This window comes from Nocardioides ungokensis (assembly GCF_013466985.1).
GTDB lineage: Bacteria > Actinomycetota > Actinomycetes > Propionibacteriales > Nocardioidaceae > Nocardioides > Nocardioides ungokensis.
The window spans coordinates 2,282,862-2,304,385 of record NZ_CP059164.1 but is presented as its reverse complement, the minus strand read 5'-3'; the positions used below and the strand labels follow the sequence as shown (position 1 = coordinate 2,304,385).

The 21,524-nt window shown below is 71.6% G+C and carries 21 protein-coding genes and 2 pseudogenes; 17 read left to right on the top strand and 6 right to left on the bottom strand.

The window, feature by feature from the left end; genetic code table 11:
- Nucleotides 1-78: 78 nt before the first annotated feature.
- Together sufB and H0S67_RS11290 are read right to left on the bottom strand one after the other, a co-directional pair.
- On the bottom strand, nt 79-1,497 hold the full coding sequence (sufB, locus tag H0S67_RS11295; protein ID WP_180936643.1) for a Fe-S cluster assembly protein SufB: 1,419 nt from the start codon (nt 1,495-1,497) through the stop codon (nt 79-81).
- A complete protein-coding gene (locus H0S67_RS11290) occupies nt 1,494-2,216 on the bottom strand; it encodes a helix-turn-helix transcriptional regulator (protein WP_180936642.1) in 723 nt (240 codons plus the stop codon). The genes sufB and H0S67_RS11290 overlap by 4 nt, the downstream gene beginning before the upstream one ends.
- 209 nt (nt 2,217-2,425) lie before the next feature.
- Between H0S67_RS11290 and H0S67_RS28585 the strand changes: the two are divergent.
- The 10 genes and pseudogenes from H0S67_RS28585 to H0S67_RS11255 form a co-directional block, all read left to right on the top strand.
- Nucleotides 2,426-2,776, top strand: a pseudogene (locus tag H0S67_RS28585) (hypothetical protein); the annotation flags it as partial.
- 14 nt (nt 2,777-2,790) lie between these two features.
- Nucleotides 2,791-3,315, top strand: coding sequence for a hypothetical protein (locus H0S67_RS25110; protein WP_246355309.1), 525 nt, complete (start codon nt 2,791-2,793; stop codon nt 3,313-3,315).
- Nucleotides 3,316-3,466: 151 nt separating this feature from the next.
- Complete coding sequence (locus H0S67_RS11280; RefSeq protein WP_246355308.1) at nt 3,467-4,183, top strand: phosphatase PAP2 family protein; 717 nt, start codon at nt 3,467-3,469, stop codon at nt 4,181-4,183.
- Nucleotides 4,180-4,833 (top strand): glycerophosphodiester phosphodiesterase, encoded by a 654-nt coding sequence (locus H0S67_RS11275; protein ID WP_180936639.1) that lies wholly within the window; start codon nt 4,180-4,182, stop codon nt 4,831-4,833. Before H0S67_RS11280 ends, H0S67_RS11275 begins: the two co-directional genes overlap by 4 nt.
- A 57-nt stretch (nt 4,834-4,890) precedes the next feature.
- Nucleotides 4,891-6,477, top strand: a pseudogene (locus H0S67_RS11270) (xanthine dehydrogenase family protein molybdopterin-binding subunit); the annotation flags it as partial.
- 59 nt (nt 6,478-6,536) lie between these two features.
- A complete protein-coding gene (locus H0S67_RS28155; protein WP_425489934.1) occupies nt 6,537-7,340 on the top strand; it encodes a molybdopterin cofactor-binding domain-containing protein in 804 nt (267 codons plus the stop codon).
- Between the two features lie 55 nt (nt 7,341-7,395).
- Nucleotides 7,396-8,301, top strand: a complete 906-nt coding sequence (locus H0S67_RS11265; protein WP_180936881.1) for an ABC transporter ATP-binding protein — start codon at nt 7,396-7,398, stop codon at nt 8,299-8,301.
- Nucleotides 8,298-9,074, top strand: a complete 777-nt coding sequence (locus H0S67_RS11260) for an ABC transporter permease (RefSeq protein WP_246355306.1) — start codon at nt 8,298-8,300, stop codon at nt 9,072-9,074. Before H0S67_RS11265 ends, H0S67_RS11260 begins: the two co-directional genes overlap by 4 nt.
- Nucleotides 9,071-9,298, top strand: a complete 228-nt coding sequence (locus H0S67_RS26690; RefSeq protein ID WP_281369017.1) for a COX15/CtaA family protein — start codon at nt 9,071-9,073, stop codon at nt 9,296-9,298. The genes H0S67_RS11260 and H0S67_RS26690 overlap by 4 nt, the downstream gene beginning before the upstream one ends.
- 11 nt (nt 9,299-9,309) lie before the next feature.
- A complete protein-coding gene (locus H0S67_RS11255) occupies nt 9,310-9,954 on the top strand; it encodes a COX15/CtaA family protein (protein ID WP_281369016.1) in 645 nt (214 codons plus the stop codon).
- Nucleotides 9,955-10,162: 208 nt separating this feature from the next.
- Here H0S67_RS11255 and H0S67_RS11250 read toward each other — a convergent pair whose 3' ends face one another.
- Complete coding sequence (locus tag H0S67_RS11250; RefSeq protein ID WP_180936637.1) at nt 10,163-11,104, bottom strand: heme o synthase; 942 nt, start codon at nt 11,102-11,104, stop codon at nt 10,163-10,165.
- A gap of 227 nt (nt 11,105-11,331) precedes the next feature.
- Here H0S67_RS11250 and tkt point away from each other — a divergent pair, with 227 nt between their 5' ends.
- The 7 genes from tkt (at nt 11,332) to H0S67_RS11220 (ending at nt 20,039) form a co-directional block, all read left to right on the top strand.
- Entirely contained in the window at nt 11,332-13,371 is a 2,040-nt protein-coding gene (gene tkt, locus H0S67_RS11245) for a transketolase (protein WP_219635707.1), read from the top strand.
- 71 nt (nt 13,372-13,442) lie between these two features.
- Complete coding sequence (gene tal / locus H0S67_RS11240) at nt 13,443-14,558, top strand: transaldolase (RefSeq protein ID WP_180936635.1); 1,116 nt, start codon at nt 13,443-13,445, stop codon at nt 14,556-14,558.
- Nucleotides 14,555-16,228 (top strand): glucose-6-phosphate isomerase, encoded by a 1,674-nt coding sequence (locus H0S67_RS11235; RefSeq protein ID WP_180936634.1) that lies wholly within the window; start codon nt 14,555-14,557, stop codon nt 16,226-16,228. The genes tal and H0S67_RS11235 overlap by 4 nt, the downstream gene beginning before the upstream one ends.
- The gene (zwf, locus tag H0S67_RS11230; RefSeq protein WP_180936633.1) at nt 16,225-17,748 is read left to right on the top strand and encodes a glucose-6-phosphate dehydrogenase; all 1,524 of its coding nucleotides are present in this window, start codon (nt 16,225-16,227) and stop codon (nt 17,746-17,748) included. Before H0S67_RS11235 ends, zwf begins: the two co-directional genes overlap by 4 nt.
- 75 nt (nt 17,749-17,823) lie before the next feature.
- A complete protein-coding gene (locus H0S67_RS25105) occupies nt 17,824-18,735 on the top strand; it encodes a glucose-6-phosphate dehydrogenase assembly protein OpcA (RefSeq protein WP_246355305.1) in 912 nt (303 codons plus the stop codon).
- Complete coding sequence (gene pgl, locus H0S67_RS25100; RefSeq protein ID WP_246355304.1) at nt 18,732-19,457, top strand: 6-phosphogluconolactonase; 726 nt, start codon at nt 18,732-18,734, stop codon at nt 19,455-19,457. The genes H0S67_RS25105 and pgl overlap by 4 nt, the downstream gene beginning before the upstream one ends.
- Nucleotides 19,458-19,472: 15 nt before the next feature.
- On the top strand, nt 19,473-20,039 hold the full coding sequence (locus H0S67_RS11220; protein WP_180936632.1) for a TerD family protein: 567 nt from the start codon (nt 19,473-19,475) through the stop codon (nt 20,037-20,039).
- A 40-nt stretch (nt 20,040-20,079) separates the two neighbouring features.
- On the opposite strand, the gene H0S67_RS11215 is transcribed toward H0S67_RS11220, so the two are convergent.
- Genes H0S67_RS11215 through tpiA form a run of 3 tightly spaced genes read right to left on the bottom strand, consistent with a single transcriptional unit; the run spans nt 20,080 to nt 21,519 of the window.
- Nucleotides 20,080-20,439, bottom strand: a complete 360-nt coding sequence (locus H0S67_RS11215) for an RNA polymerase-binding protein RbpA (RefSeq protein ID WP_180936631.1) — start codon at nt 20,437-20,439, stop codon at nt 20,080-20,082.
- 15 nt (nt 20,440-20,454) lie between these two features.
- Nucleotides 20,455-20,691 (bottom strand): preprotein translocase subunit SecG, encoded by a 237-nt coding sequence (gene secG, locus H0S67_RS11210; protein WP_180936630.1) that lies wholly within the window; start codon nt 20,689-20,691, stop codon nt 20,455-20,457.
- Between the two features lie 30 nt (nt 20,692-20,721).
- Nucleotides 20,722-21,519 (bottom strand): triose-phosphate isomerase, encoded by a 798-nt coding sequence (tpiA, locus tag H0S67_RS11205; protein WP_180936629.1) that lies wholly within the window; start codon nt 21,517-21,519, stop codon nt 20,722-20,724.
- Nucleotides 21,520-21,524: the final 5 nt, after the last annotated feature.

The following is a 21,524-nucleotide window of genomic DNA, read 5'->3' as shown; positions in this document are numbered from 1 at the left end:
AATTCCTCTTCAACGTCGGGGGGACGAGCGGGAGCCTCGCGGCGGGCGTGGCGGCGGAGCCGACACGCCAGGCGCCGATCAGCCGACCGCGCCCTCCATCTGCAGCTCGATGAGGCGGTTGAGCTCGAGGGCGTACTCCATCGGGAGCTCCTTCGCGATCGGCTCGACGAAGCCGCGCACGATCATCGCCATCGCCTCGTCCTGCTCCATGCCGCGCGACATCAGGTAGAACAGCTGGTCGTCGGAGACCTTCGAGACCGAGGCCTCGTGCCCCATCGACACGTCGTCCTCGCGGATGTCGACGTACGGGTAGGTGTCGGACCGGCTGATCTGGTCGACCAGCAGCGCGTCGCACAGCACGTTGGACTTCGAGCCGTGAGCGCCCTCGTTGATCTGGATCAGGCCGCGGTACGACGTGCGCCCGCCGCCGCGCGCCACCGACTTCGACAGGATCGAGGACGAGGTGTTGGGAGCCGCGTGCACCATCTTGGCGCCGGCGTCCTGGTGCTGGCCCTCGCCCGCGAACGCGATCGAGAGCGTCTCGCCGCGCGCGTGCTCGCCCATCAGGTAGACCGCGGGGTACTTCATGGTCACCTTGGAGCCGATGTTGCCGTCGACCCACTCCATCGTGGCGCCGGCCTCGCACGTCGCCCGCTTGGTGACGAGGTTGTAGACGTTGTTCGACCAGTTCTGGATGGTCGTGTAGCGGCAGCGGCCGCCCTTCTTCACGATGATCTCCACGACCGCGGAGTGCAGCGAGTCGGAGGAGTAGATCGGCGCGGTGCAGCCCTCGACGTAGTGCACGTAGGCACCCTCGTCGACGATGATCAGGGTCCGCTCGAACTGGCCCATGTTCTCGGTGTTGATCCGGAAGTAGGCCTGCAGCGGGATGTCCACGTGGACGCCCGGCGGGACGTAGATGAACGAGCCACCCGACCACACCGAGGTGTTCAGCGCGGCGAACTTGTTGTCGCCGACCGGGATGACGGTGCCGAAGTACTCCTTGAAGAGCTCGGGCTGCTCACGCAGGGCCGTGTCGGTGTCGAGGAAGAGCACGCCCTGCTGCTCGAGGTCCTCGCGGATCGAGTGGTAGACGACCTCCGACTCGTACTGCGCGGCGACGCCCGCGACGAGGCGCTGCTTCTCCGCCTCCGGGATGCCGAGCTTGTCGTAGGTGTTCTTGATGTCCTCGGGCAGGTCCTCCCACGAGGCGGCCTGCTTCTCGCTGGAGCGCACGAAGTACTTGATGTTGTCGAAGTCGATCGCCGAGAGGTCCGAGCCCCAGGTCGGCATCGGCTTGCGACCGAAGAGCTTCAGGCCCTTCAGCCGCAGGTCGAGCATCCACTGCGGCTCGTTCTTCTTGCTCGAGATGTCACGCACGACGGCCTCGTTCAGGCCGCGCTGGGCGACGGCACCGGCGACGTCGGGGTCGCTCCAGCCGAACTCGTAGCGACCGATGCCCTCGAGCTCGGGGTTGCGCTCGTCGATGGTCGTCATGTGGTGACCTGCTCCTTCGTCTTGCCGGTGGATGGAGACGCGTTCGGGATGCATGTGGTGCAGACCCCGTCGCCGTGGGCGATGGTGGCCAGCCGCTGCACGTGGCTGCCGAGCACCCGGCTGATCGCCGCGGTCTCGGCCTCGCACAGCTGCGGGAACTCGTGGGCGACGTGGGACACGGGGCAGTGCTGCTGGCACAGCTGCTCCCCCACGATGTGTCCCTTTCCGGGACCCGACGTGGGAAGGGCGCGGACGGCCGCGGCGTAGCCCTCCTCGGTGAAGACCTGGGCCAGCACCTCGGCCGGCGAGAGCTGCGGCTGCTCGCGCGACACGTCGTGGAAGCGCTCCTCGACGAACGCCACGCGCCGCTCGGCGAATTCCCGGACGGCCTGCTCCCCGCCGGTCTCGGCGAGGAAGCGCAGCGCCTGGACGGCGAGGTCGTCGTACTGCTGGTCGAAGCCGTCGCGGCCCGCCTCGGTCAGGGCGAACACCTTGGCCGGGCGGCCGCGCCCCCGGGCCGCGAGGGTGCGCGGCTCACGAGCCTCGACCGTGCCCTCGTCGAGGAGCTGGTCGAGGTGGCGCCGCACGGCCGCCGGGGTCAGGTCCAGGCGCTCGGCGAGCGCCGCGGCCGTGGACGGGCCGTTGACGAGGATCGACCGCACGACGCGCTGACGCGTCGGCTGGTCCACGGCCGCTGCGGGCCTCTCGTCGAATTCCACAACATCAGTGTGCCGTTAATACGCGGGGTCCTTCAAGTAAGGCTCCCCTTACCCTGCTGGGGCAAGAAGGGCCAACCCAGATGGACTAGTGGCCCTACCCCCAGATGGGGTAAGCATGCCAATTTCGATTGTGAGGTTCTGCTTCACTCGACAGCGGGTACGTAAAGACCGACACCGGTTCCCCGTCCGGCGTTCACGGAAAGGCCTTCATGCAGCTGCTGCGCACCCTCGTGCACTCTCGGATCGTCCTCGTCCTCGGCGTCCTGGTCAGCATCCTGGTGCCCGCGCTGACCCTGCCCAGCCTGCCCTCGGTCAGTCCGTGGCCCGTGGCGCTGGGCCTGCTCCCCTGGATCGTGGGGAAGTACGTCCTCTGCCCGCTGCGCTGGCGCGCCCTCACCGACGCCCACCTCGGCCGCCGCTGGCACCTGCGGGCGTACGCCGAGTCCGAGCTGCTCGGCCTGCTCACCCCCGGCCACGTGGGGGCCGACGTCTGGCGCATGCACCGGCTGACCCGGGCGGGCCTCGGCCGCGGTGACGCGCTGATGAGCGTCGGTGCCGACCGGTTCGTCGGGCCGTGGGCCTCGCGCTGTTCGTGGCCTTCGCCGGCGCCGCGCTCCCGGTGCACCTGCTCGTGGTCGCGCTGGCGATCGGGGCGTTGGCGATCGTCGCGTTCTTCGTCGTGCGCCGGGTCCGGCCCGACCTGCTCCCGTCCCGGCCGCTGCCGCCTCCGCGCCAGCTCGCGCAGGCCCTGGTCCTCTCGGCCGCCTACCAGCTCTCGATCGCGGCGCTGCTGCTCGGCACGATCCAGGCCACCGGGCACACCCTGTCGCCGCTCGCGGTGCTGGGTGCCTTCGGGGCCAGCCAGATCGCCGGGGCCGTCCCCGGCCCCAACGGCGCCAGCCCCCGCGACGGAGCGCTCGTCGTGGCTCTCGTCGCCCTGGGCGTGCCGTGGGCCGCCGCGGCGGCCGCCGTCGCGGTCAAGGCCGCCGTGGCCTGGCTCCCGGCCCTCGTGCTCGGCGGCGTCAGCCTCGTGCTGACCCGGCGTGCCCTGCGCCGGACCGCCGCTCCCTCGGGGGCACTCGCCGTCGCTGCCGCCTGACCCGGCCCGGCACCGGGTCCGCTCGACGGTCGGACCCCCTCCTCGGGACCTTTGCCCCCCCCCCGGCTGCCCGGGCGTGCGCACGATGGAGGTTCAACCGAGCCGCCGAGGTGCCCAGAGGATCTGCATGGAAGTGTCCCGGGTGACAGCCATGACGCGCTCGCGAGTGCCCTGGATCCTGGGCCAGGCGGCTGTGGTGGCACTCGGCGTCTTCGCCTACTTCCGCATCCGGGGGCTCACCGAGGCCTCCTTCCACGTCGCCCGGGAGCACGCGCACCGCATCGTCGACTTCGAGAAGGCCCTCGACATCTACGTCGAGCCCGCGATGCAGCGACCCGTTGACTCCTCGGAGGCGCTGGAGGCCCTCGCGAACTGGATCTACATCTGGGGCCACTGGCCGGTGATCATCGTGACCATGGTGTGGCTGGTGTGGCGCCACCGCCCGCAGTTCCTCGTGCTGCGCGACGCGATGCTGGTCTCGGGCGGGCTGGGCATGATCGTGTTCGTGTCCTACCCCGTCGCCCCACCGCGCCTGGCCGGCATCGGACTCGTCGACACCGTCACCGAGAGCTCCGACTCCTACCGCTACCTCCAGCCACCCGCGTTCGTGAACCAGTACGCCGCGATGCCGAGCCTGCACGTCGGCTGGGACCTCCTGGTCGGCATGGCGATCTTCTCCGCCACCACCTCGCTGGTGCTGCGGGTGCTCGCGTGCACGATGCCGGCCCTGATGGCGTGGGCTGTGATCGCCACCGCAAACCACTACACGGTCGACGTGCTCGCCGGGATCGCACTGGTCATCGTCGGGCACTTCGTCGCCCTGGCGCTCCAGCGGAGGCGGTTGCGCCGTGGTCGGGAGCCGGCATGACCCCGCTGGCGATCGCGCACCGGGCCGGCAACTCGCTGGCGGGCCTGCACGCCGCGAACACGCTCGGCGTCGACGTCATCGAGTGCGACGTCCACGACTACCGCGGCAGGCTGGAGGTCCGGCACCTGAAGACCGCTGGCCCGCTGCCGTTCCTCTGGGACCGCTGGGAGCTGGCCTCGGCGTCCGCGCCCCGCCTCGGGCTGCGCGAGCTCCTCGAGGCCGACCGGCACGGCACGACGTTCATGCTCGACCTCAAGGGGCGGCGCAGCACTACCGCCCCGTCGGTGGCCCGCACCCTGCACGACGTGGCCGGCCACCAGCAGGTGCTGGTGTGCGGGCGCTACTGGCCCTCCGTCGAGCTCGTCGGGGAGCTGCCCTTCGTCGACGCCGTGCTCTCCGCCCGCAACCGGGTCGAGCTGTCGAGGCTGCGCCAGCGGGTCGCGACCGCCCCGCACGTCCATGGCGTCTCGGTCCACCTCACCCTCCTCGACGAGCAGCTCGTCACCGAGCTGCACCGCCACGTCGAGGTCGTCATGAGCTGGCCGGTCAACGACCTCGCCGCGCTGGACGCGGCGCTCGGCCTCGGCGTCAGCGGCATCATCAGCGACGAGCCCGACGTGCTCGCCGCGCTGCTCGCGCGACGCAGGTGATCGGTGCTCGGGGCTAGTCTCGTCGCGGACCCTGTGGAGCACGAGAGGGAGACGACGATGCCGGGATCGCTGCTGGGGAACATCGTGCCGCGGGTCGAGGACCCCGACCTCGTCCGGGGGCTCGGCACCTTCGTCGACAACCAGCGCATCGACGGCACGGCCCACGCTGTGTTCGTTCGCAGCCCGTTCGCCCACGCCCGGATCACGGCCGTCGACACGGCCGAGGCCGGACGTGCCCCGGGCGTGCTCGCCGTCCACACCGGCGCCTCGCTGCGTGAGGCCATCGGCGACCGGCCGGTGCCCGCCTTCGCGGAGGTCAACCCGGCCGCCCTCCGACGGGCGCTGGCCGTCGACCGCGTCCGCTTCGTCGGGGACCCAGTGGCGATGGTCGTCGCCGAGACCCGAGCGCAGGCGGTCGACGCGGCGGAGCTGGTCGACGTGGACTACGACGAGCTGCCCGTCGTCGCGGACATGGAGGCCGCGCTCGCCGACGGCGCCCCGCTGCAGTTCGAGGAGATCGGCAGCAATGTCGCCGCCAGCCGGGCGGACGGGGACCGGACCGACCCGCTCGCCGGCGCCGACCACGTCGTCCGGCTGCGTCTGGAGAACCAGCGCATCGCCACCGCTCCCATCGAGGGCCACGCCATCCTCGTGGAGCCCCGGCAGGACGGCCTGACCGTCTGGGTCGCCACCCAGCAGCCCCACATGGCCCGCAACCTCATCGCCCGCTTCACGGGGCTGGAGCAGGACCGGGTGCGGGTCATCGCCCCACACGTCGGCGGGGCCTTCGGCGGCAAGGCCGGCATCATCCCCGACCACGCCGCGGTCGTCGCCGCAGCGCGACAGCTGGGGCGCCCGGTCAAGTGGACCGAGACCCGCAGCGAGGCGATGCTCTCGATGCACGGGCGCGGCCAGGTGCAGTACGCCGAGCTCGGGCTGACCGCCGAGGGCCGCATGGTCGGGCTCCGGGTCCGGGTCGTGGGCGACTGCGGCGCCTACGCCGGCTTCGGGGGTGCCCTCGCGCTCGGCCCGACGTACATGATGATCCAGGGCCCCTACGACGTGCCCGAGATCCGCTACGACGCCATCGCAGCGCTGACCAACACCGCCCGTGGGCGCCTTCCGCGGCGCCGGGCGTCCGAGGCGGCCGCGCTGCTGGAACGGCTGATCGACCTCGCGGCCGACGAGCTCGACCTGGCGCCCGAAGAGATCCGGCGCCGCAACCTGATCGCCCCGACGCGTTCCCCTTCGTCACGCGCACGGGCGTCACCTACGACGTGGCCGACTTCGACCTGCCCCTGCGCGAGGCCCTGCGGATCGCTGACGTCGACGCCGCCCGCGCCGAGCAGCAGCGCCGCCGCGATGCCGGCGACGTCAAGCAGCTCGGCATCGGCTCGCGGTCTACGTGGAGATCACCGGTTTCGGAGGCTCGGAGTTCGGGTCCCTGCACGTCCACGCCGACGGCACGGCCACCGCGATGGCCGGCAACCTCCGGGCACGGCAGGGCCACGCGACGTCGTTCTCGATGATCGTGGCCGACCGGCTGGGATCCCCATGGAGGACATCACCTACGTGCAGTCCGACACCGCCCTGGTCCGCTCGGGCGGCGGCACCGGCGGTTCGCGTTCCCTGCAGATGGGCGGGAACGCGGTCGGCCAGGGGCCGACGAGGTGCGGGTCAAGGCGCTCGATGTCGCCTCCCGCATGCTCGAGGCCGACCCGGCCGACATCGTCCTGGATGACGGGACCTTCTCGGTGCGCGGCGTCTCCGGCACCGGGGTCGGCTGGCGGGAGCTCGCTGCCTGGGCGCACGAGCACGACGGCGGGCTCGGGTCGGACACCGACTTCACCCAGGACGGCGCGACGTTCCCCTTCGGCGCCCACGTGTCGATCGTCGAGGTCGACACCGACACCGGGCTGGTCACGCCGCTCGCCACGTGGCCGTCGACGACTGCGGTCGGGTGCTCAACCCGCTCGTGGTCGCCGGGCAGCAGCACGGAGGCGCCGTGCAGGGCATCTCGCAAGCGCTGTGGGAGCAGTTTCGTCTACGACGAGGCCGGCACGCCCGCTGACCTCGACCTTCGCCGACTACGCCATGCCGACGACCGCCGACACCATCAACCTCGAGGTCTCCAACACCGAGACGCCGACCCCGCTCAACCCGCTGGGCGCCAAGGGCATCGGCGAGTCCGCCACGATCGGGTCGACCCCAGCCGTGCAGAACGCCGTCGTCGACGCGCTGAGCCACCTCGGGGTCCGGCACGTCGACCTGCCCTGCACCCCCGAGCGGGTGTGGCGGGCGATCCGGGACGCCGCGTCGGGCACGGGCCAGGCACTGTGGCGGGAGCCGCCGGCTGCCTTCGGGCGACTCCCCCGTGGCGACGACGCGACCACCCCGGACACGGTCGAGATCTGAGCGGCCCGGCCCCTGCTGAGACCCAGGCCACACGACCCGGGTCGCGCCCACGGCCCACGGCCGGGACGGTCCCCGGCCGCTCCCTAGACTGACCGCGTGTCGAAGCCCGTCCCCACCGAGCCGGCCGTCGCTGTCGACGGCCTGGTCATGAGGTACGGCGACAAGGTCGCGGTCGACGCGCTCTCGCTGACCGTCGAGCGGCAGACCATCACCGCGGTCCTCGGCCCCAACGGCGCCGGCAAGACCACCACGCTGGAGACCTGCGAGGGCTACCGCGCCCCGCAGCAGGGCACCGTGCGCGTGCTCGGCCTCGACCCGGTCCGCGACCGCAGCGACCTCATACCCCGCATCGGCGTGATGCTGCAGGGAGGCGGCGCCTGGAGCGGCGTCCGCGCGATGGAGATGCTGCGGCACGTCGCCCGCCTGCACGCCCACCCCCTGGACACCGACGCGCTGGCCGAGCGACTGGGCCTCGGCGACTGCGGGAGGACGCCGTACCGGCGCCTCTCCGGTGGCCAGCAGCAGCGCCTCGGGCTCGCGATGGCCGTGGTCGGCCGCCCTGAGATCGTCTTCGTCGACGAGCCGACCGCAGGCATGGACCCGCAGGCCCGCCGGGCGACGTGGGAGCTGCTGGAGGAGCTGCGCCACGACGGCGTCACCGTCGTGCTGACCACGCACTACATGGACGAGGCGGAGCGGCTCGCCGATCGCATCCACATCATCGACCACGGCCGCCTCATCGCGTCCGGCACACCGCTGGAGCTGACCCGCGGCGGCAGCGACGCCCGCACCGCGACCATCCGCCTGGTCGTGACCCGGCCCTTCCCGCCGGGCACGCCGGACTCGCTGCGCAGCACCCTCGGCAGCGAGACCGAGGTGACCCAGCTCGACGAGCTGAGCCTCGTGCTCAGCGGCCCCGCGGACGCCTCGACGCTGGCCAAGATCTCGGGATGGTGCGACGCCAACGGCGTCCTCCCCGAGTCGCTGAGCCTGGGCCAGCGCAACCTCGAGGACGTCTTCCTCGAGCTGACCGGACGGGAGCTGACGCCGTGAGCCTCGACCAGCGGGGGACCTTCGCGCCCAGGCCCGGCGCCGCGCCGTTCCACCGGATGGTGGCCGCCCAGGCGGCGATGGAGGCGCGGCTGATGCTGCGCAACGGCGAGCAGCTCCTCCTCGCCGTGGTCATCCCGGTCATCGTGCTGATCGGCGGGGTCGAGGGTGCGCACCGGATGGGGAAGACCTTCGCGCACCCGGCGGTGGACGTCTTCACGCCCGGTGTGCTGGCGCTGGCGGTGATGTCCACGGCGTTCACCTCGCTGGCGATCATGACGGGCTTCGAGCGGCGCTACGGCGTCATCAAGCGGCTGGGCTCCTCGCCGCTGCCTCGCGCCGGCCTCCTCGCCGGCAAGGTGGGCGCCCTGCTGCTGGTCGAAGTGCTCCAGTTCGTGGTGATCTCGATCGTGGCGCTGGCCCTCGGCTGGGACCCGGACGTCGACCCCCTGGGCGCCGTGCTGGCGTTCCTGCTCGGCACCGCCGCCTTCGCCTCGCTCGGCCTGCTCGTCGCGGGCGTGCTCCGCGCCGAGGCGACCCTGGCCGCGGCCAACCTGGTCTACCTGCTGCTCCTGGCCGGCGGTGCGGTCGTGCTGCCGCCCTCGTCGTACGGCGCGTTCGGCTCGGTGGTCCAGTGGCTGCCCTCCGGCGCGCTCGGCGACGCGATGCGCCAGGCCTTCATCGACGGACGCACCAGCTGGCTCGACCTGGCCGTGCTGCTGGTGTGGGCCGTCGCCGGCACCTTCATGACTTCGAGGACCTTCACGTGGGAATGACCGACACGATGCCGCGAGCCCTCTCGCGCACCGACCGCTGGCTGCGCCCGCTGGGCTGGGCGACCCTGGTCGCCAACTGCGTGCTGGTCGTGACCGGCGGCGCGGTGCGGCTCACCGGCTCCGGCCTGGGCTGCCCGACCTGGCCCGCTGCAACGGCTCGTCCTTCACCCCGCACGGTGCGTACGACATCCACGCGGCGATCGAGTTCGGCAACCGCACGCTGACCTTCGTCCTCGTGGCGATCGCGGTGGCGACCTTCGTCGCGGCCTGGCAGAGCGGCCGCCGCGACCTGCGCCGGCTCGCGCTGGTGCTCGCCCTCGGCATCCCGGCCCAGGCCGTCATCGGCGGCATCACCGTGCTGACCGACCTGAACCCGTGGATCGTCTCCTTCCACCTGCTCTGCTCGCTGGCGATCATCGGCGTCTCGGTGCTGTTCCTGCAGCGCCTCGACCACCCGGCACCGCCGACCGTGGCGCGCGGTCCGGTGACCGGTCTCGCCTGGGCGACGTTCGCGGCAGCCTGGGTGGTGCTCTACGTCGGCACGGTGGTGACTGGCTCAGGGCCGCACGCCGGCGACGCGAACGCGCCCCGCAACGGGCTCGACCCGCTCCAGCTCAGCCAGCTGCACGCCGACGTGGTGTTCCTCTTCGTCGGGCTCACCGCCGGCCTGCTCTTCGCACTCCTGGCCACCGGAGGGTCGGCGATGGCGCGACGTGCCGTCGTCGTGCTGCTGGCCCTCGAGGTCGGCCAGGGGGCGATCGGGTTCGTGCAGTACTTCACCGATCTCCCGATCGTGCTCGTCGGCTTCCACATGCTCGGCGCCGCGCTGATCTCCGCCGGCGTCACCTGGGTGCTGATCCAGGTGCGCGAGCCCGCCTGACCTGGGCTGCGCCTGCGCGGGCCGTTCGGGCGGGCGGTGACTCAGCCACCGAACGCGGCGCGGGAGGAAATGGCGACGACGGCCGCCTGCACCCCCGTGGACAGGATCGACCGTCGTCACCCCTTCAGACGCGATGGGCACGCAATAGGTTGCGCCCGGACCCGAACTTTTTTCCGGAGCCCGCCCACAGGTCGGTCCGGCGGTCGGATCAGCGGCTGATGAGCGGGTCGAGCGCGACCGCGACGAACAGCAGCGAGAGGTAGAGGTTCGAGGAGTGGAACAGCCGCATCGGCTGGATCCGGCTCAGGTCCTCGGTGCCCTTGGTGCGGCCCCACATCCGGTGGGCCTCCAGCAGGAAGATCGCGCCGAGCACGGCCGCCGCGACCGGGTAGAACACACCGGTGCCCGCGACCGGCCAGAGGAGCAGTGAGGTGGCGACCATGACCCAGCTGTAGACGACGACCTGGCGGCCCACCTCGTGGGCAGGGGCGACGACCGGCAGCATCGGGACGTCGACGTTGGCGTAGTCCTCGCGGTAGCGCAGCGCCAGCGCCCAGGTGTGGGGCGGCGTCCAGAAGAACACCACGGCGAAGAGCACGACCGGCACCCACAGCTCGCCGGTGACCGCGGTCCAGCCGATGAGGGCCGGGAAGCAGCCGGCCAGGCCGCCCCAGACGATGTTCTGGGTGGTGCGCCGCTTGAGCCACATCGTGTACCCGAAGACGTAGAAGGCGTTCGCGAGCACCGACAGCGTGGCCGACAGCGGGTTGACCCACAGCGCCAGGATCACCGTCGAGAGCACCCCGAGGACCGCGCCGAACACGAGCGCGGACCGGGCCGACACGATGTGCCGCGGCAGCGCCCGGCGACGGGTTCGCCGCATCTGCTCGTCGATGTCACGGTCGTAGACGCAGTTGAAGACCGACGCCGAACCGGCCGAGAAGGTGCCGCCGACGACCGTGGCGACCACCAGGCCCAGCGGCGGGATCCCGCGGGCGGCGAAGAACATGACCGGCACGGTGGTCAGGAGCAGCAGCTCGATCACGCGTGGCTTGGTGAGCCCGACGTAGGCGGCGACGACGTCGCGAGCCGTTGCCGGCGCCGTCTCCTGCGCAGGGGCAGCAGAGGTCGACTGGCCGACGTACGTCACAGGGATCCTCGGGAGGGACGGGTCACCATCAGCGGGTGCTTGCTGGGTTCGATCGTATCGCGTCAGGTGAGTAGGCTCGGCCTTGCCTGAGCCCCCACGCCTGTGACGTTGGCCCCGTTCGAGAGCCCGCAGGTGTTGTGACCGAGAGGAACCCCGTGAGCAGAGCCGCTGAGCTGGAGTGGAACGACGTCGACGAGAAGGCGGTGGACACCATCCGGGCCCTGGCCATGGATGCGGTCCAGAAGGTCGGCAACGGTCACCCCGGCACCGCGATGAGCCTCGCTCCGGCGGCGTACCTGCTCTTCCAGAAGGTCATGCGGCACAACCCGGCCGACCCCAACTGGCCCGGTCGCGACCGGTTCGTGCTCTCCGCGGGCCACAGCTCGATCACGCTCTACCTGCAGCTCTTCCTCGGCGGCTGGGGCCTCGAGCTCGATGACATCAAGTCGCTGCGCACCTGGGGCAGCAAGACCCCCGGCCACCCGGAGTTCGGCCACACCGCCGGGGTGGAGACCACGACCGGCCCGCTCGGCCAGGGCGTGGCCAACGCGATCGGCATGGCCATGGCCGCCCGTCGCGAGCGCGGCCTGCTCGACCCCGACGCCGCCGAGGGCGCGTCGCCGTTCGACCACCACATCTACGCGATCTGCAGCGACGGTGACCTCGAGGAGGGTGTGAGCGGCGAGGCCTCCTCCATCGCCGGCACCCAGGAGCTCGGCAACCTCACGCTGATCTACGACGCCAACCGGATCTCGATCGAGGGCGACACCGACGTCGCCTTCACCGAGGACGTCGCCAAGCGCTACGAGGCCTACGGGTGGCACGTCCAGACCGTGGACTGGACCCACGACGGCACCGGCTACACCGAGGACGTCCCGGCCCTGTACGCCGCGATCCAGGCCGCCGAGGAGGTCAAGGACCGCCCCAGCTTCATCGTGCTCCGCACTCTGATCGCCTGGCCTGCACCGCACGCCCAGGGCACCGGCAAGGCGCACGGCTCGGCCCTGGGCGAGGACGAGGTCGCAGCGACCAAGAAGGTCATGGGTCTCGACCCCGACCGCCACTTCGACGTCCCCGACGACGTGCTGGCCCACACCCGCTCGCTCGTCGAGCGCGGCAAGCAGTGGCAGTCCGAGTGGGACCGCGGCTTCGAGCGCTGGACCGGCAAGAAGGCCGCCGACCTCGAGCTGTGGGAGCGGCTCCAGACCCGCGCCCTGCCCGAGGGCCTGGAGAAGGTGCTGCCGTCCTTCCCGGCCGACGAGAAGGGCATGGCCACGCGCAAGGCGTCCGGTGCCGTGATCAACGCGATCGCCGAGATCATGCCCGAGCTGTGGGGCGGCTCGGCCGACCTCGCGGAGTCCAACAACACCACCATCGAGGGCGCGAAGTCGTTCATCCCCAAGAGCCGGTCCACCGGCGAGTGGCAGGGCGACCCGTACGCCGGCCGGGTGCTGCACTTCGGCATCCGTGAGCACGCCATGGGCGCGATCATGAACGGCATCACGCTGCACGGCGGCACCCGCGTCTTCGGCGGCACGTTCCTCACGTTCTCCGACTACATGCGCGGCTCGGTCCGGCTGGCCGCGCTGATGGGCCTCCCGGTCACCTACGTGTGGACCCACGACTCCATCGGCCTCGGCGAGGACGGTCCCACCCACCAGCCGATCGAGCACCTCGCCGCCCTGCGCGCGATCCCCGGCCTCGACGTGGTCCGCCCCGCCGACGCCAACGAGGTCGCAGCCGCCTGGCACGCGGTGCTCGAGCGCACGGACCGCCCCGCCGGTCTCGCGCTCACCCGCCAGAACGTGCCGGTCTTCCCGCGCGGCGTGGACGCCGACGGCCAGCACTGGAGCGACACCTCCAACGTGCACCGCGGTGGCTACGTGCTCCTCGACGTCGAGGGCGGTGAGCCCGACGTCGTGCTCATCGGCACCGGGTCCGAGGTCCAGCTCGCCGTGGCGGCCCGCGACCTGCTCGCCGCCGACGGCATCCGCGCCCGCGTGGTGTCGATGCCGTGCCGCGAGTGGTTCGACGAGCAGGAGCAGGCCTACCGCGACACCGTGATCCCGCCGATCGTGAAGGCCCGCGTCTCCGTCGAGGCCGGCGTCGCCCAGGGCTGGCGCGAGATCGTCGGTGACCACGGCCGGACGGTCTCCATCGAGACGTACGGCGCGTCCGCCGACTTCGCCCGCATCTACCAGGAGTACGGCATCACCGCCGAGGCCGTCGCCGACGCGGCGCGCGACAGCCTGCGCATCAGCGGCTGACCGGCGCGGCGTGCCACACCCCCGACACGGGTACCTGACCACCAACGACCATCGATCTCCGGGAGGACATCATGAGTGACCGTCTGAAGGCTCTCGCCGACGCGGGGGTGTCGATCTGGCTCGACGACCTCTCGCGGGAGCGGATCGAGACCGGCAACCTCGCCGACCTCGTCAAGGAGAAGTCCGTCGTCGGCGTGACCACCAACCCGACGATCTTCGCCGGCGCGATCGCCGACGGGGAGCGCTACGACGACCAGGTGCGACGCCTCGTGGCGAAGGGCGAGCCGGTCGACCGGGTCGTCTTCGAGCTCACCACCGACGACGTCCGCAACGCCTGCGACATCATGGCGCCGGTCTTCGCGGAGACCCCGGCCGACGGCCGGGTGTCCATCGAGGTGGAGCCCGACCTGGCCAACGACACCGAGGGCACCATGGCCTCGGCCCGCGCCCTGTGGAGCGCCGTCGACCGGCCAAACGTCCTGATCAAGATCCCCGCCACCAAGGAGGGGCTGCCGGCCATCACCGCCGCGGTCGCCGAGGGCATCAGCGTCAACGTCACGCTGATCTTCGGCCTGCAGCGCTACCGCGAGGTGATGGACGCCTACCTGAGCGGGCTCGAGCAGGCGCGTGACGCCGGCCTCGACCTCGGTCGCATCCACTCCGTCGCGTCGTTCTTCGTCTCGCGGGTCGACACCGAGGTCGACAAGCGCCTCGAGGCGATCGGCACCGACGAGGCCAAGGCGCTCGAGGGCAAGGCCGCGGTCGCGAACGCCCGTCTGGCCTACGCGGCGTACGAAGAGGTCGTCGCCTCCGACCGCTGGAAGGTGCTGGCGAACGCCGGCGCCAACCCGCAACGGCCGCTGTGGGCGTCGACGGGTGTCAAGAACGAGGCCTACTCCGACACCCTCTACGTCACCGAGCTGGTCGTCGACGGCACCGTCAACACGATGCCCGAGAAGACGATGGAGGCCTTCGCGGACCACGGCGACCTCCACGGTGACACGGTCACCGGGAAGGCCGGCGAGGCACAGCAGGTCTTCGACGGGCTGGCCGGGGTCGGCATCGACTTCGAGGACGTCCTGCTGGTCCTCGAGCACGAGGGCGTCGACAAGTTCAAGAAGTCGTGGACCGAGCTCGTCGAGACCGTGTCGGGGCAGATGGAGAAGGCAGGACAGGGCCAGGCATGAGCCGAACAGCTTGGAACACCGTGAACGGCGAGGGGACCGGAGCGGCGTTCGAGCTGTTCTTCGGCTACCCCGACGAGGCTGCCTTCGCCGGCACCGTCGAGCAGCTGGTGACCGACCGGGTCGCCAGCCGCATCGCGGCCCGCGATGCCGGCCTGTGGGGCCCGGCCGCCGAGGAGGAGTCCTCGAAGCGGCTCTCGTGGGTGTCGCTGTCGGAGTCCTCACGCACCCTGGTCAGCGACATCGCCGAGCTGGAGGTCGAGCTGCAGGAACAGGGCCTGACGAGGGTCGTGCTCTGCGGCATGGGCGGCTCGTCCCTGGCTCCCGAGGTCATCTGTCGCGCCGACGGCGTGGAGCTCGACGTCCTCGACTCCTCGGACCCCGACTTCGTCCGCACCTCCCTGGAGGACCGGCTGGCCGAGACGGTCGTGGTGGTGTCGTCGAAGTCGGGCGGCACCGTCGAGACCGACAGCCAGCGCCGGGCCTTCGAGAAGGCCTTCACCGACGCGGGCATCGACCCGGCGCAGCGGATCGTGGTCGTGACCGACCCCGGCTCCCCGCTGGAGCAGTCCGCACGCGAGGCCGGCTACCGCGTCTTCCTGGCTGACCCGCAGGTGGGTGGGCGCTACTCCGCGCTCACCGCGTTCGGCCTGGTGCCGAGCGGACTGGCGGGCGCCAACATCGCCACCCTGCTCGACGAGGCCGAGTCCATCCGGCCCGCCCTCGAGGCGGACACGGTCGACAACCCCGGTCTCCGGCTCGGCGCCCTGCTCGGCGCCGCCAACCGGGCCGGCGTCGACAAGCTGGTGCTGGCGAACGCCGGCGCGCCGTTCGACGGCTTCGGGGACTGGGCCGAGCAGCTGATCGCCGAGTCCACCGGCAAGGACGGCAAGGGCATCCTGCCGGTCGTGGTCGACGCCCTCGACTCCCCCAACTTCTCCCCCAGCACGCCCGACGAGGTGCTGGCCACCTTCGGGGCGGACGGGGGGTCCAGCAGCAGCGTCTTCGACTCGGTCCGGCCGGCGTCCGGCTGGGGCGTCTCGGTCGACGCCCCCCTCGGCGCCCAGATGCTGCTGTGGGAGTACGCCACGGCTGTCGCCGGGCGGGTCATCGGCATCAACCCCTTCGACCAGCCCGACGTGGAGAGCGCCAAGGCCGCGGCCCGGGAGATGCTCGACGGCGGCGGCTCGACCCCCACGCCCGTCTTCGTCGACGGGCCGGTGACGGTCTACGCCTCGGAGGGCTGGCTGCCGGCCGGCACGACCACGGTGACCGCCGCGGTGGCCGCGCTGCTCGACGCGCTCGACCGGGAGCACGGGTACGTCTCGGTCCAGGCCTACCTCGACCGCCACCGCGACGCGTCGCTCGCCTCGGTCCGCGACCGGCTCGCGGTGCGGACCGCCCGGCCGGTGACCTTCGGCTGGGGCCCGCGATTCCTGCACTCCACCGGGCAGTACCACAAGGGCGGCCCCGACACGGGGGTCTACCTCCAGGTCACCGGTCAGCCGGAGGCCGACCTGGCCGTGCCGGACCGCCCCTTCACCTTCCAGGAGTTCCTGACCGCGCAGGCGGTCGGGGACGGACAGGTGCTCGCCCGCAAGGGTCGCCCCGTGCTGCGGCTGCACGTCAGCTCGCCGGCCGACCTCGACGTCGTACGAGAGGTGCTCGCGTGACCTGGACCAACCCGCTGCGCGACCCCGAGGACCGCCGGCTGCCCCGCATCGCCGGTCCCTGCGGGATGGTGCTCTTCGGGGTCACTGGCGACCTCTCGCGCAAGAAGGTGATGCCGGCGATCTACGACCTCGCCAACCGCGGGCTGCTCCCGCCGGGCTTCAGCCTGGTCGGCTTCGCACGCCGCGACTGGGCGGACCAGGACTTCGCCCAGATCGTGCACGACTCGGTGAAGGCGCACGCCCGCACCGAGTTCCGCGAGGAGGTCTGGCAGCAGCTGGCTGAGGGCTTCCGGTTCGTGCCGGGCGACTTCGACGACGACGCCGCGTTCGAGCGGCTGCGGCGCACCATCGAGGAGCTCGACCAGGAGCGCGGCACCGGCGGCAACCATGCCTTCTACCTCGCGATCCCGCCCGGCTTCTTCGGCAACGTGGTCGGGCAGCTCCAGGAGCACGGCCTGACCGAGCAGAAGGACGGCTCGTGGCGGCGCGTGGTGGTGGAGAAGCCGTTCGGCCACGACCTCGAGTCCGCCCGCGAGCTCAACAACATCCTCGCAGGGGTCTTCCCGTCGGGCTCGATCTTCAGGATCGACCACTACCTCGGCAAGGAGACGGTCCAGAACATCCTGGCGATGCGCTTCGCCAACGAGCTGTTCGAGCCGATCTGGAACTCCAACTACGTCGACCACGTGCAGATCACGATGGCCGAGGACATCGGCATCGGCGGCCGGGCCGGCTACTACGACGGCATCGGCGCCGCGCGGGACGTGATCCAGAACCACCTCCTCCAGCTGATGTGCCTGGTCGCGATGGAGGAGCCCACGTCGTTCGACGCCGAGAGCCTGCGCATCGAGAAGCAGAAGGTCCTCTCCAGCGTCGTGCTCCCCCGCCGGCTCGACCTCACGACCGCCCGCGGGCAGTACGCACCCGGCTGGGCCGGGGGCGAGAAGGTCAACGGCTTCCTCGAGGAGGAGGGCATCAAGAAGACCTCCACCACCGAGACGTACGCCGCCGTCACCCTCAACGTCGACACCCGCCGCTGGGCCGGCGTGCCGTTCTACCTGCGCACCGGCAAGCGCCTCGGGCGCCGGGTGACGGAGGTGGCGATCGTCTTCAAGCGAGCGCCGCATCTGCCGTTCAGCGCCACGGCGACCGAGGAGCTGACCCAGAACGCACTGGTGATCCGGGTGCAGCCCGACGAGGGCATGACGATCCGGTTCGGCTCCAAGGTGCCGGGCACCGCGATGGAGATCCGCGACGTCAACATGGACTTCGTCTACGGCGGCTCGTTCACCGAGTCCAGCCCGGAGGCCTACGAGCGGCTGATCCTCGACGTGCTGCTCGGCGACCCGCCTCTCTTCCCCCGCCACGAGGAGGTCGAGCTGTCCTGGAAGATCCTGGACCCGATCCTCGAGCACTGGGGCAGGAAGGGGAAGCCGGAGCCCTACGCCTCCGGCGGATGGGGACCGGAGTCGGCGGACAAGATGCTGGCCCGTGACGGACGAGTCTGGAGGCGACCCTAGACATGACCTCACCCCACGAAACTGCGCGTCTCCCCGCTTCGCTCCTCCGACCCACACTTTCGAGGGGACCCCGAGATGATCGAGCTCACCGACACCAACTCGGCCGCGATCGCCGCCGAGTTCGTCCGCGCCCGCACCAGAGCGGGCAGCCCGGCGATGGGCATGGTGATGACACTGATCATCGTCGTCGACGAAGACGAGGCCGAGCAGGCCATGCTGGCCGCCCGCGCCGCCTCCCACGAGCACCCGGCCCGGGTGCTGGGGGTCATCATCGGCGACGCGCGCGGAGCCGGGCAGGTCAACGCCCAGGTCGGCACCGGGGCCGGCTGGACCGGCGAGACGGCCCTGATCCGGCTCAAGGGCGAGGTGGTCAAGCACCCCGAGTCGGTGGTGCTGCCGCTGCTGCTGCCCGACTCCCCCGTGGCCATCTGGTGGCCGTGCGACCCGCCCCAGGACCCGGCCGCCGATCCGCTCGGTGCCCTGGCCCAGCGGCGCATCACGGACGCGGCTGCCGCCCAGCGGGGACGGTCGCGCGCCATCCACCAGCAGTGCTCGGCCTACGCCAAGGGCAACACCGACCTGGCGTGGACCCGCCTCACCCCGTGGCGGGCGCTGCTCGCCGCGGCGCTGGACCAGCACCCCCTCAAGGTGACCGGTGCGGCCATCAGCGCCGAGCGAGTCAGCCCCAGCGCAGACCTGCTGGCCGCCTGGCTGGCCGATCGGCTCAAGGTGTCGGTGGCCCGCTCCAGCTCCGAGGGCCCCGGCATCACCGAGGTCGTCCTCGAGACGAAGGAGGGGCCGATCCGCATCGCCCGGCCCGACGGCAGGCTGGCGACGTTCACCTCCCCCGGCCGCCCGGACCGGCCGATCGCGCTCAAGCGGCGCGACCTGCCCGAGCTGCTCGGCGAGGAGCTGCGCCGGCTGGACGAGGACGACGTGTACGCCGCCACCGCCCGCCGGCTCTCGAAGATGAAGGTGGGCTCGTGACCAGTCCGCGGATCGAGGTCCACGAGGACGCGGCGGCCCTGGCGGCATCCGTGGCCGGTGAGCTGCTCAGCCGGCTCGCCGACGCGCAGGCGGCGGGACGTATCCCGCAGATCGGCCTCACGGGTGGCACCATCGCCGACGCGGTGCACCGCGAGGTCGCTCGGCGCTCCGCGGACGCCGAGGTGGACTGGTCCCGGGTCGTGGTCTGGTGGGGTGACGAGCGCTTCGTCGCCGCCGACGACCCCGAGCGCAACGCGGCACAGGCCCGGGCGGCGTTCCTGGACGCCGTCGGTGCCGACCCGGCCAACGTCCACGAGATGCCGGCCACGGGTGACGCGGCCGACGTCGACGCGGCCGCTGCGGCGTACTCCGCCGCCCTGCGCGAGCACGGCAGCAGCGACTTCGAGATCCTGATGCTGGGGGTCGGGCCCGACGGCCACGTGGCCTCGCTGTTCCCCGGGAGTCCCGCCCTCGACGTCCACGACCGGATCGCGGTCGGGGTCACCGATTCCCCCAAGCCGCCGCCGGAGCGGGTGAGCCTGACCTTCGACGCCCTGAACCGTGCCCGCTCGGTGTGGTTCCTGGTCAGCGGAGACGCCAAGGCCGCTGCGGTGTCCCGCGCGGTCGGCGGCGCGGATCCCCACGAGATCCCGGCGGCGGGCGTCGCGGGGCTCGAGGAGACGATCTGGTTCCTCGACCGGGCCTCCGCCTCTGCCCTCTAGCCGGAAGGAACGACCATGATCGAGCTGACGAAGGGCCAGGACCTGCTGCTGGCCAGCGAGGACGGCCAGCCGATCACCCGGCTGCAGCTGGGCCTGGGCTGGGACAAGGCGCCGACCGCCGGCTTCATCGGCACCGGGGCCCCCGACATCGACCTGGACGCCTCCGCCGTGCAGTTCGCCGGCGGCCAGCTCTTCGACCTGGCGTTCTACAACAACCTGCGGACCCGCGACGGCTCGGTGGAGCACCTCGGGGACAATCTCACCGGACGAGGGCAGGGTGACGACGAGGTGCTCACCGTGGACCTGGGCCGGGTCTACGAGAAGGTCGACACGATCGTCCTCCTGGTGAGCAGCTACCAGGGCCACACCCTCGAGTGGATCAACAACGCCTACTGCCGGCTGGTCGACGACCACGACGTCGAGCTCGCCCGCTACACGCTCACCGCCGGCGTGCCCACGACGGGCCTCGCCCTGGCCAAGCTCGTCCGCGACGGCGCGCAGTGGCGAGTCCACGCGATCGGTGAGGGCATCGCCGTGACGGTGCCGACCGTTGGGCTCGACGCGCTCCGCCCGTTCCTCTGACCGCGCCCAGCAAACAGAGGGGGCGGCCAGAGGTGGGCGGTCAGAAGATGATGTCGCCGGACTTGCGCCGCGAGCGGAGGAGCTGGATCGCCTCGTCGAGGATGTCGGCCGCCTCCTGGTCGGAGCGCCGTTCCTTCACGTAGGCCAGGTGCGTCTTGTAGGGCTCGATCTTCGGCGCCGGCGGCGCGTTCTCGGCGTCCCGGCCCGCCGGGAGCCCGCACTTCGGGCAGTCCCAGGAGTCCGGCACCTGGGCCTCGACCGAGAAGGTCACGACCGAGCGGTGCTCGTGCGAACAGAAGTAGGTGACCGCCTGGCGCGGCGCAGCATCGCCCCGCTCGGCCTCACCCATCGGGCCGGCCCCCACCCGGCTACCGCGAATAGCGTTTCCTCCACCAGCCACGGAAGGTTCCCTTTCTCAGTTCTGGTAGGCCAGGAGCAGGCCCAGGGCAATCACGCACGCGAACCAGATGGCGCCGATCCCGACCGTCAGGCGGTCGAGGTTGCGCTCGGCGACCGACGAACCGCCGAGCGAGCTGGAGACGCCGCCGCCGAACATGTCCGAGAGACCGCCGCCGCGCCCCTTGTGGAGCAGGACCAGCAGGATCATCAGGCAGCTCGACGCGATGAGCAACACGGTGAAGAGGAGAGTCACAGTCGTAAAGCCTACGTCACGCGGCGCCGGTCAGAGGACCGGCATGTCGTAGAAACGGCAGATGCCGCCGAACTCGTCCACCTGGAGGCTCGCGCCCCCGACCAGGCAGCCGTCGACGTCCTCCTTGGCCATGATGCCGGCGACGTTGGCCGCCTTCACCGAGCCGCCGTACAGGACCCGCACACCGTCGGCCGCGGCGTCGCCGTGCACCTCGCGGATCCGCCCGCGGATCGCGGCGCAGACCTCCTGGGCGTCGTCCGGCGTGGCGACCTCGCCGGTGCCGATCGCCCACACCGGCTCGTAGGCGACGACCAGGTCCGCGACCTGCTCGGCGCTGAAGCCCGCGAGCGAACCGTCGACCTGGCCCACGGTGTGGGGCACGTGCTCGCCGGCCTGGCGGACCTCGAGGCCCTCACCCACGCAGACGATCGGGGTCATCCCCGCCGCGAGCGCCTTGTGCGCCTTGGCGTTGACGACCTCGTCGGTCTCGCCGTGGTACTCGCGCCGCTCGGAGTGGCCCACGACGACGTAGCTGCACCCGAGCTTGGCGAGCATGCTCGCCGAGATCTCGCCGGTGTAGGCGCCGGAGTCGTGGGTGGAGACGTCCTGGGCGGCGTACTTCACCGAGAGGCGGTCACCGTCGACGAGCGTCTGCACCGAGCGCAGGTCGGTGAACGGCGGCACCACGACCACCTCGACCCGGCCGTAGTCGTGCTTCTTGTCGGTCAGGGTCCAGGCGAGCTTTTGGACCAGCACCACCGCTTCCTGGTGGTTGAGGTTCATCTTCCAGTTCCCCGCCATCAGCGGGGTGCGGGTCGTCTTCGCCATGGGTC

Excerpts from the sequence above, each read along its gene's own strand:
- sufB (WP_180936643.1), bottom strand. The coding sequence starts at position 1,497 with ATGACGACCATCGACGAGCGCAACCCCGAGCTCGAGGGCATCGGTCGC.
- H0S67_RS11280 (WP_246355308.1), top strand. The coding sequence starts at position 3,467 with ATGACGCGCTCGCGAGTGCCCTGGATCCTGGGCCAGGCGGCTGTGGTG.
- H0S67_RS11275 (WP_180936639.1), top strand. The coding sequence starts at position 4,180 with ATGACCCCGCTGGCGATCGCGCACCGGGCCGGCAACTCGCTGGCGGGC.
- H0S67_RS28155 (WP_425489934.1), top strand. The coding sequence starts at position 6,537 with ATGCTCGAGGCCGACCCGGCCGACATCGTCCTGGATGACGGGACCTTC.
- H0S67_RS11265 (WP_180936881.1), top strand. The coding sequence starts at position 7,396 with ATGAGGTACGGCGACAAGGTCGCGGTCGACGCGCTCTCGCTGACCGTC.
- H0S67_RS26690 (WP_281369017.1), top strand. The coding sequence starts at position 9,071 with ATGACCGACACGATGCCGCGAGCCCTCTCGCGCACCGACCGCTGGCTG.
- tkt (WP_219635707.1), top strand. The coding sequence starts at position 11,332 with ATGGATGCGGTCCAGAAGGTCGGCAACGGTCACCCCGGCACCGCGATG.
- tal (WP_180936635.1), top strand. The coding sequence starts at position 13,443 with ATGAGTGACCGTCTGAAGGCTCTCGCCGACGCGGGGGTGTCGATCTGG.
- H0S67_RS11235 (WP_180936634.1), top strand. The coding sequence starts at position 14,555 with ATGAGCCGAACAGCTTGGAACACCGTGAACGGCGAGGGGACCGGAGCG.
- H0S67_RS25105 (WP_246355305.1), top strand. The coding sequence starts at position 17,824 with ATGATCGAGCTCACCGACACCAACTCGGCCGCGATCGCCGCCGAGTTC.
- H0S67_RS11220 (WP_180936632.1), top strand. The coding sequence starts at position 19,473 with ATGATCGAGCTGACGAAGGGCCAGGACCTGCTGCTGGCCAGCGAGGAC.
- tpiA (WP_180936629.1), bottom strand. The coding sequence starts at position 21,519 with ATGGCGAAGACGACCCGCACCCCGCTGATGGCGGGGAACTGGAAGATG.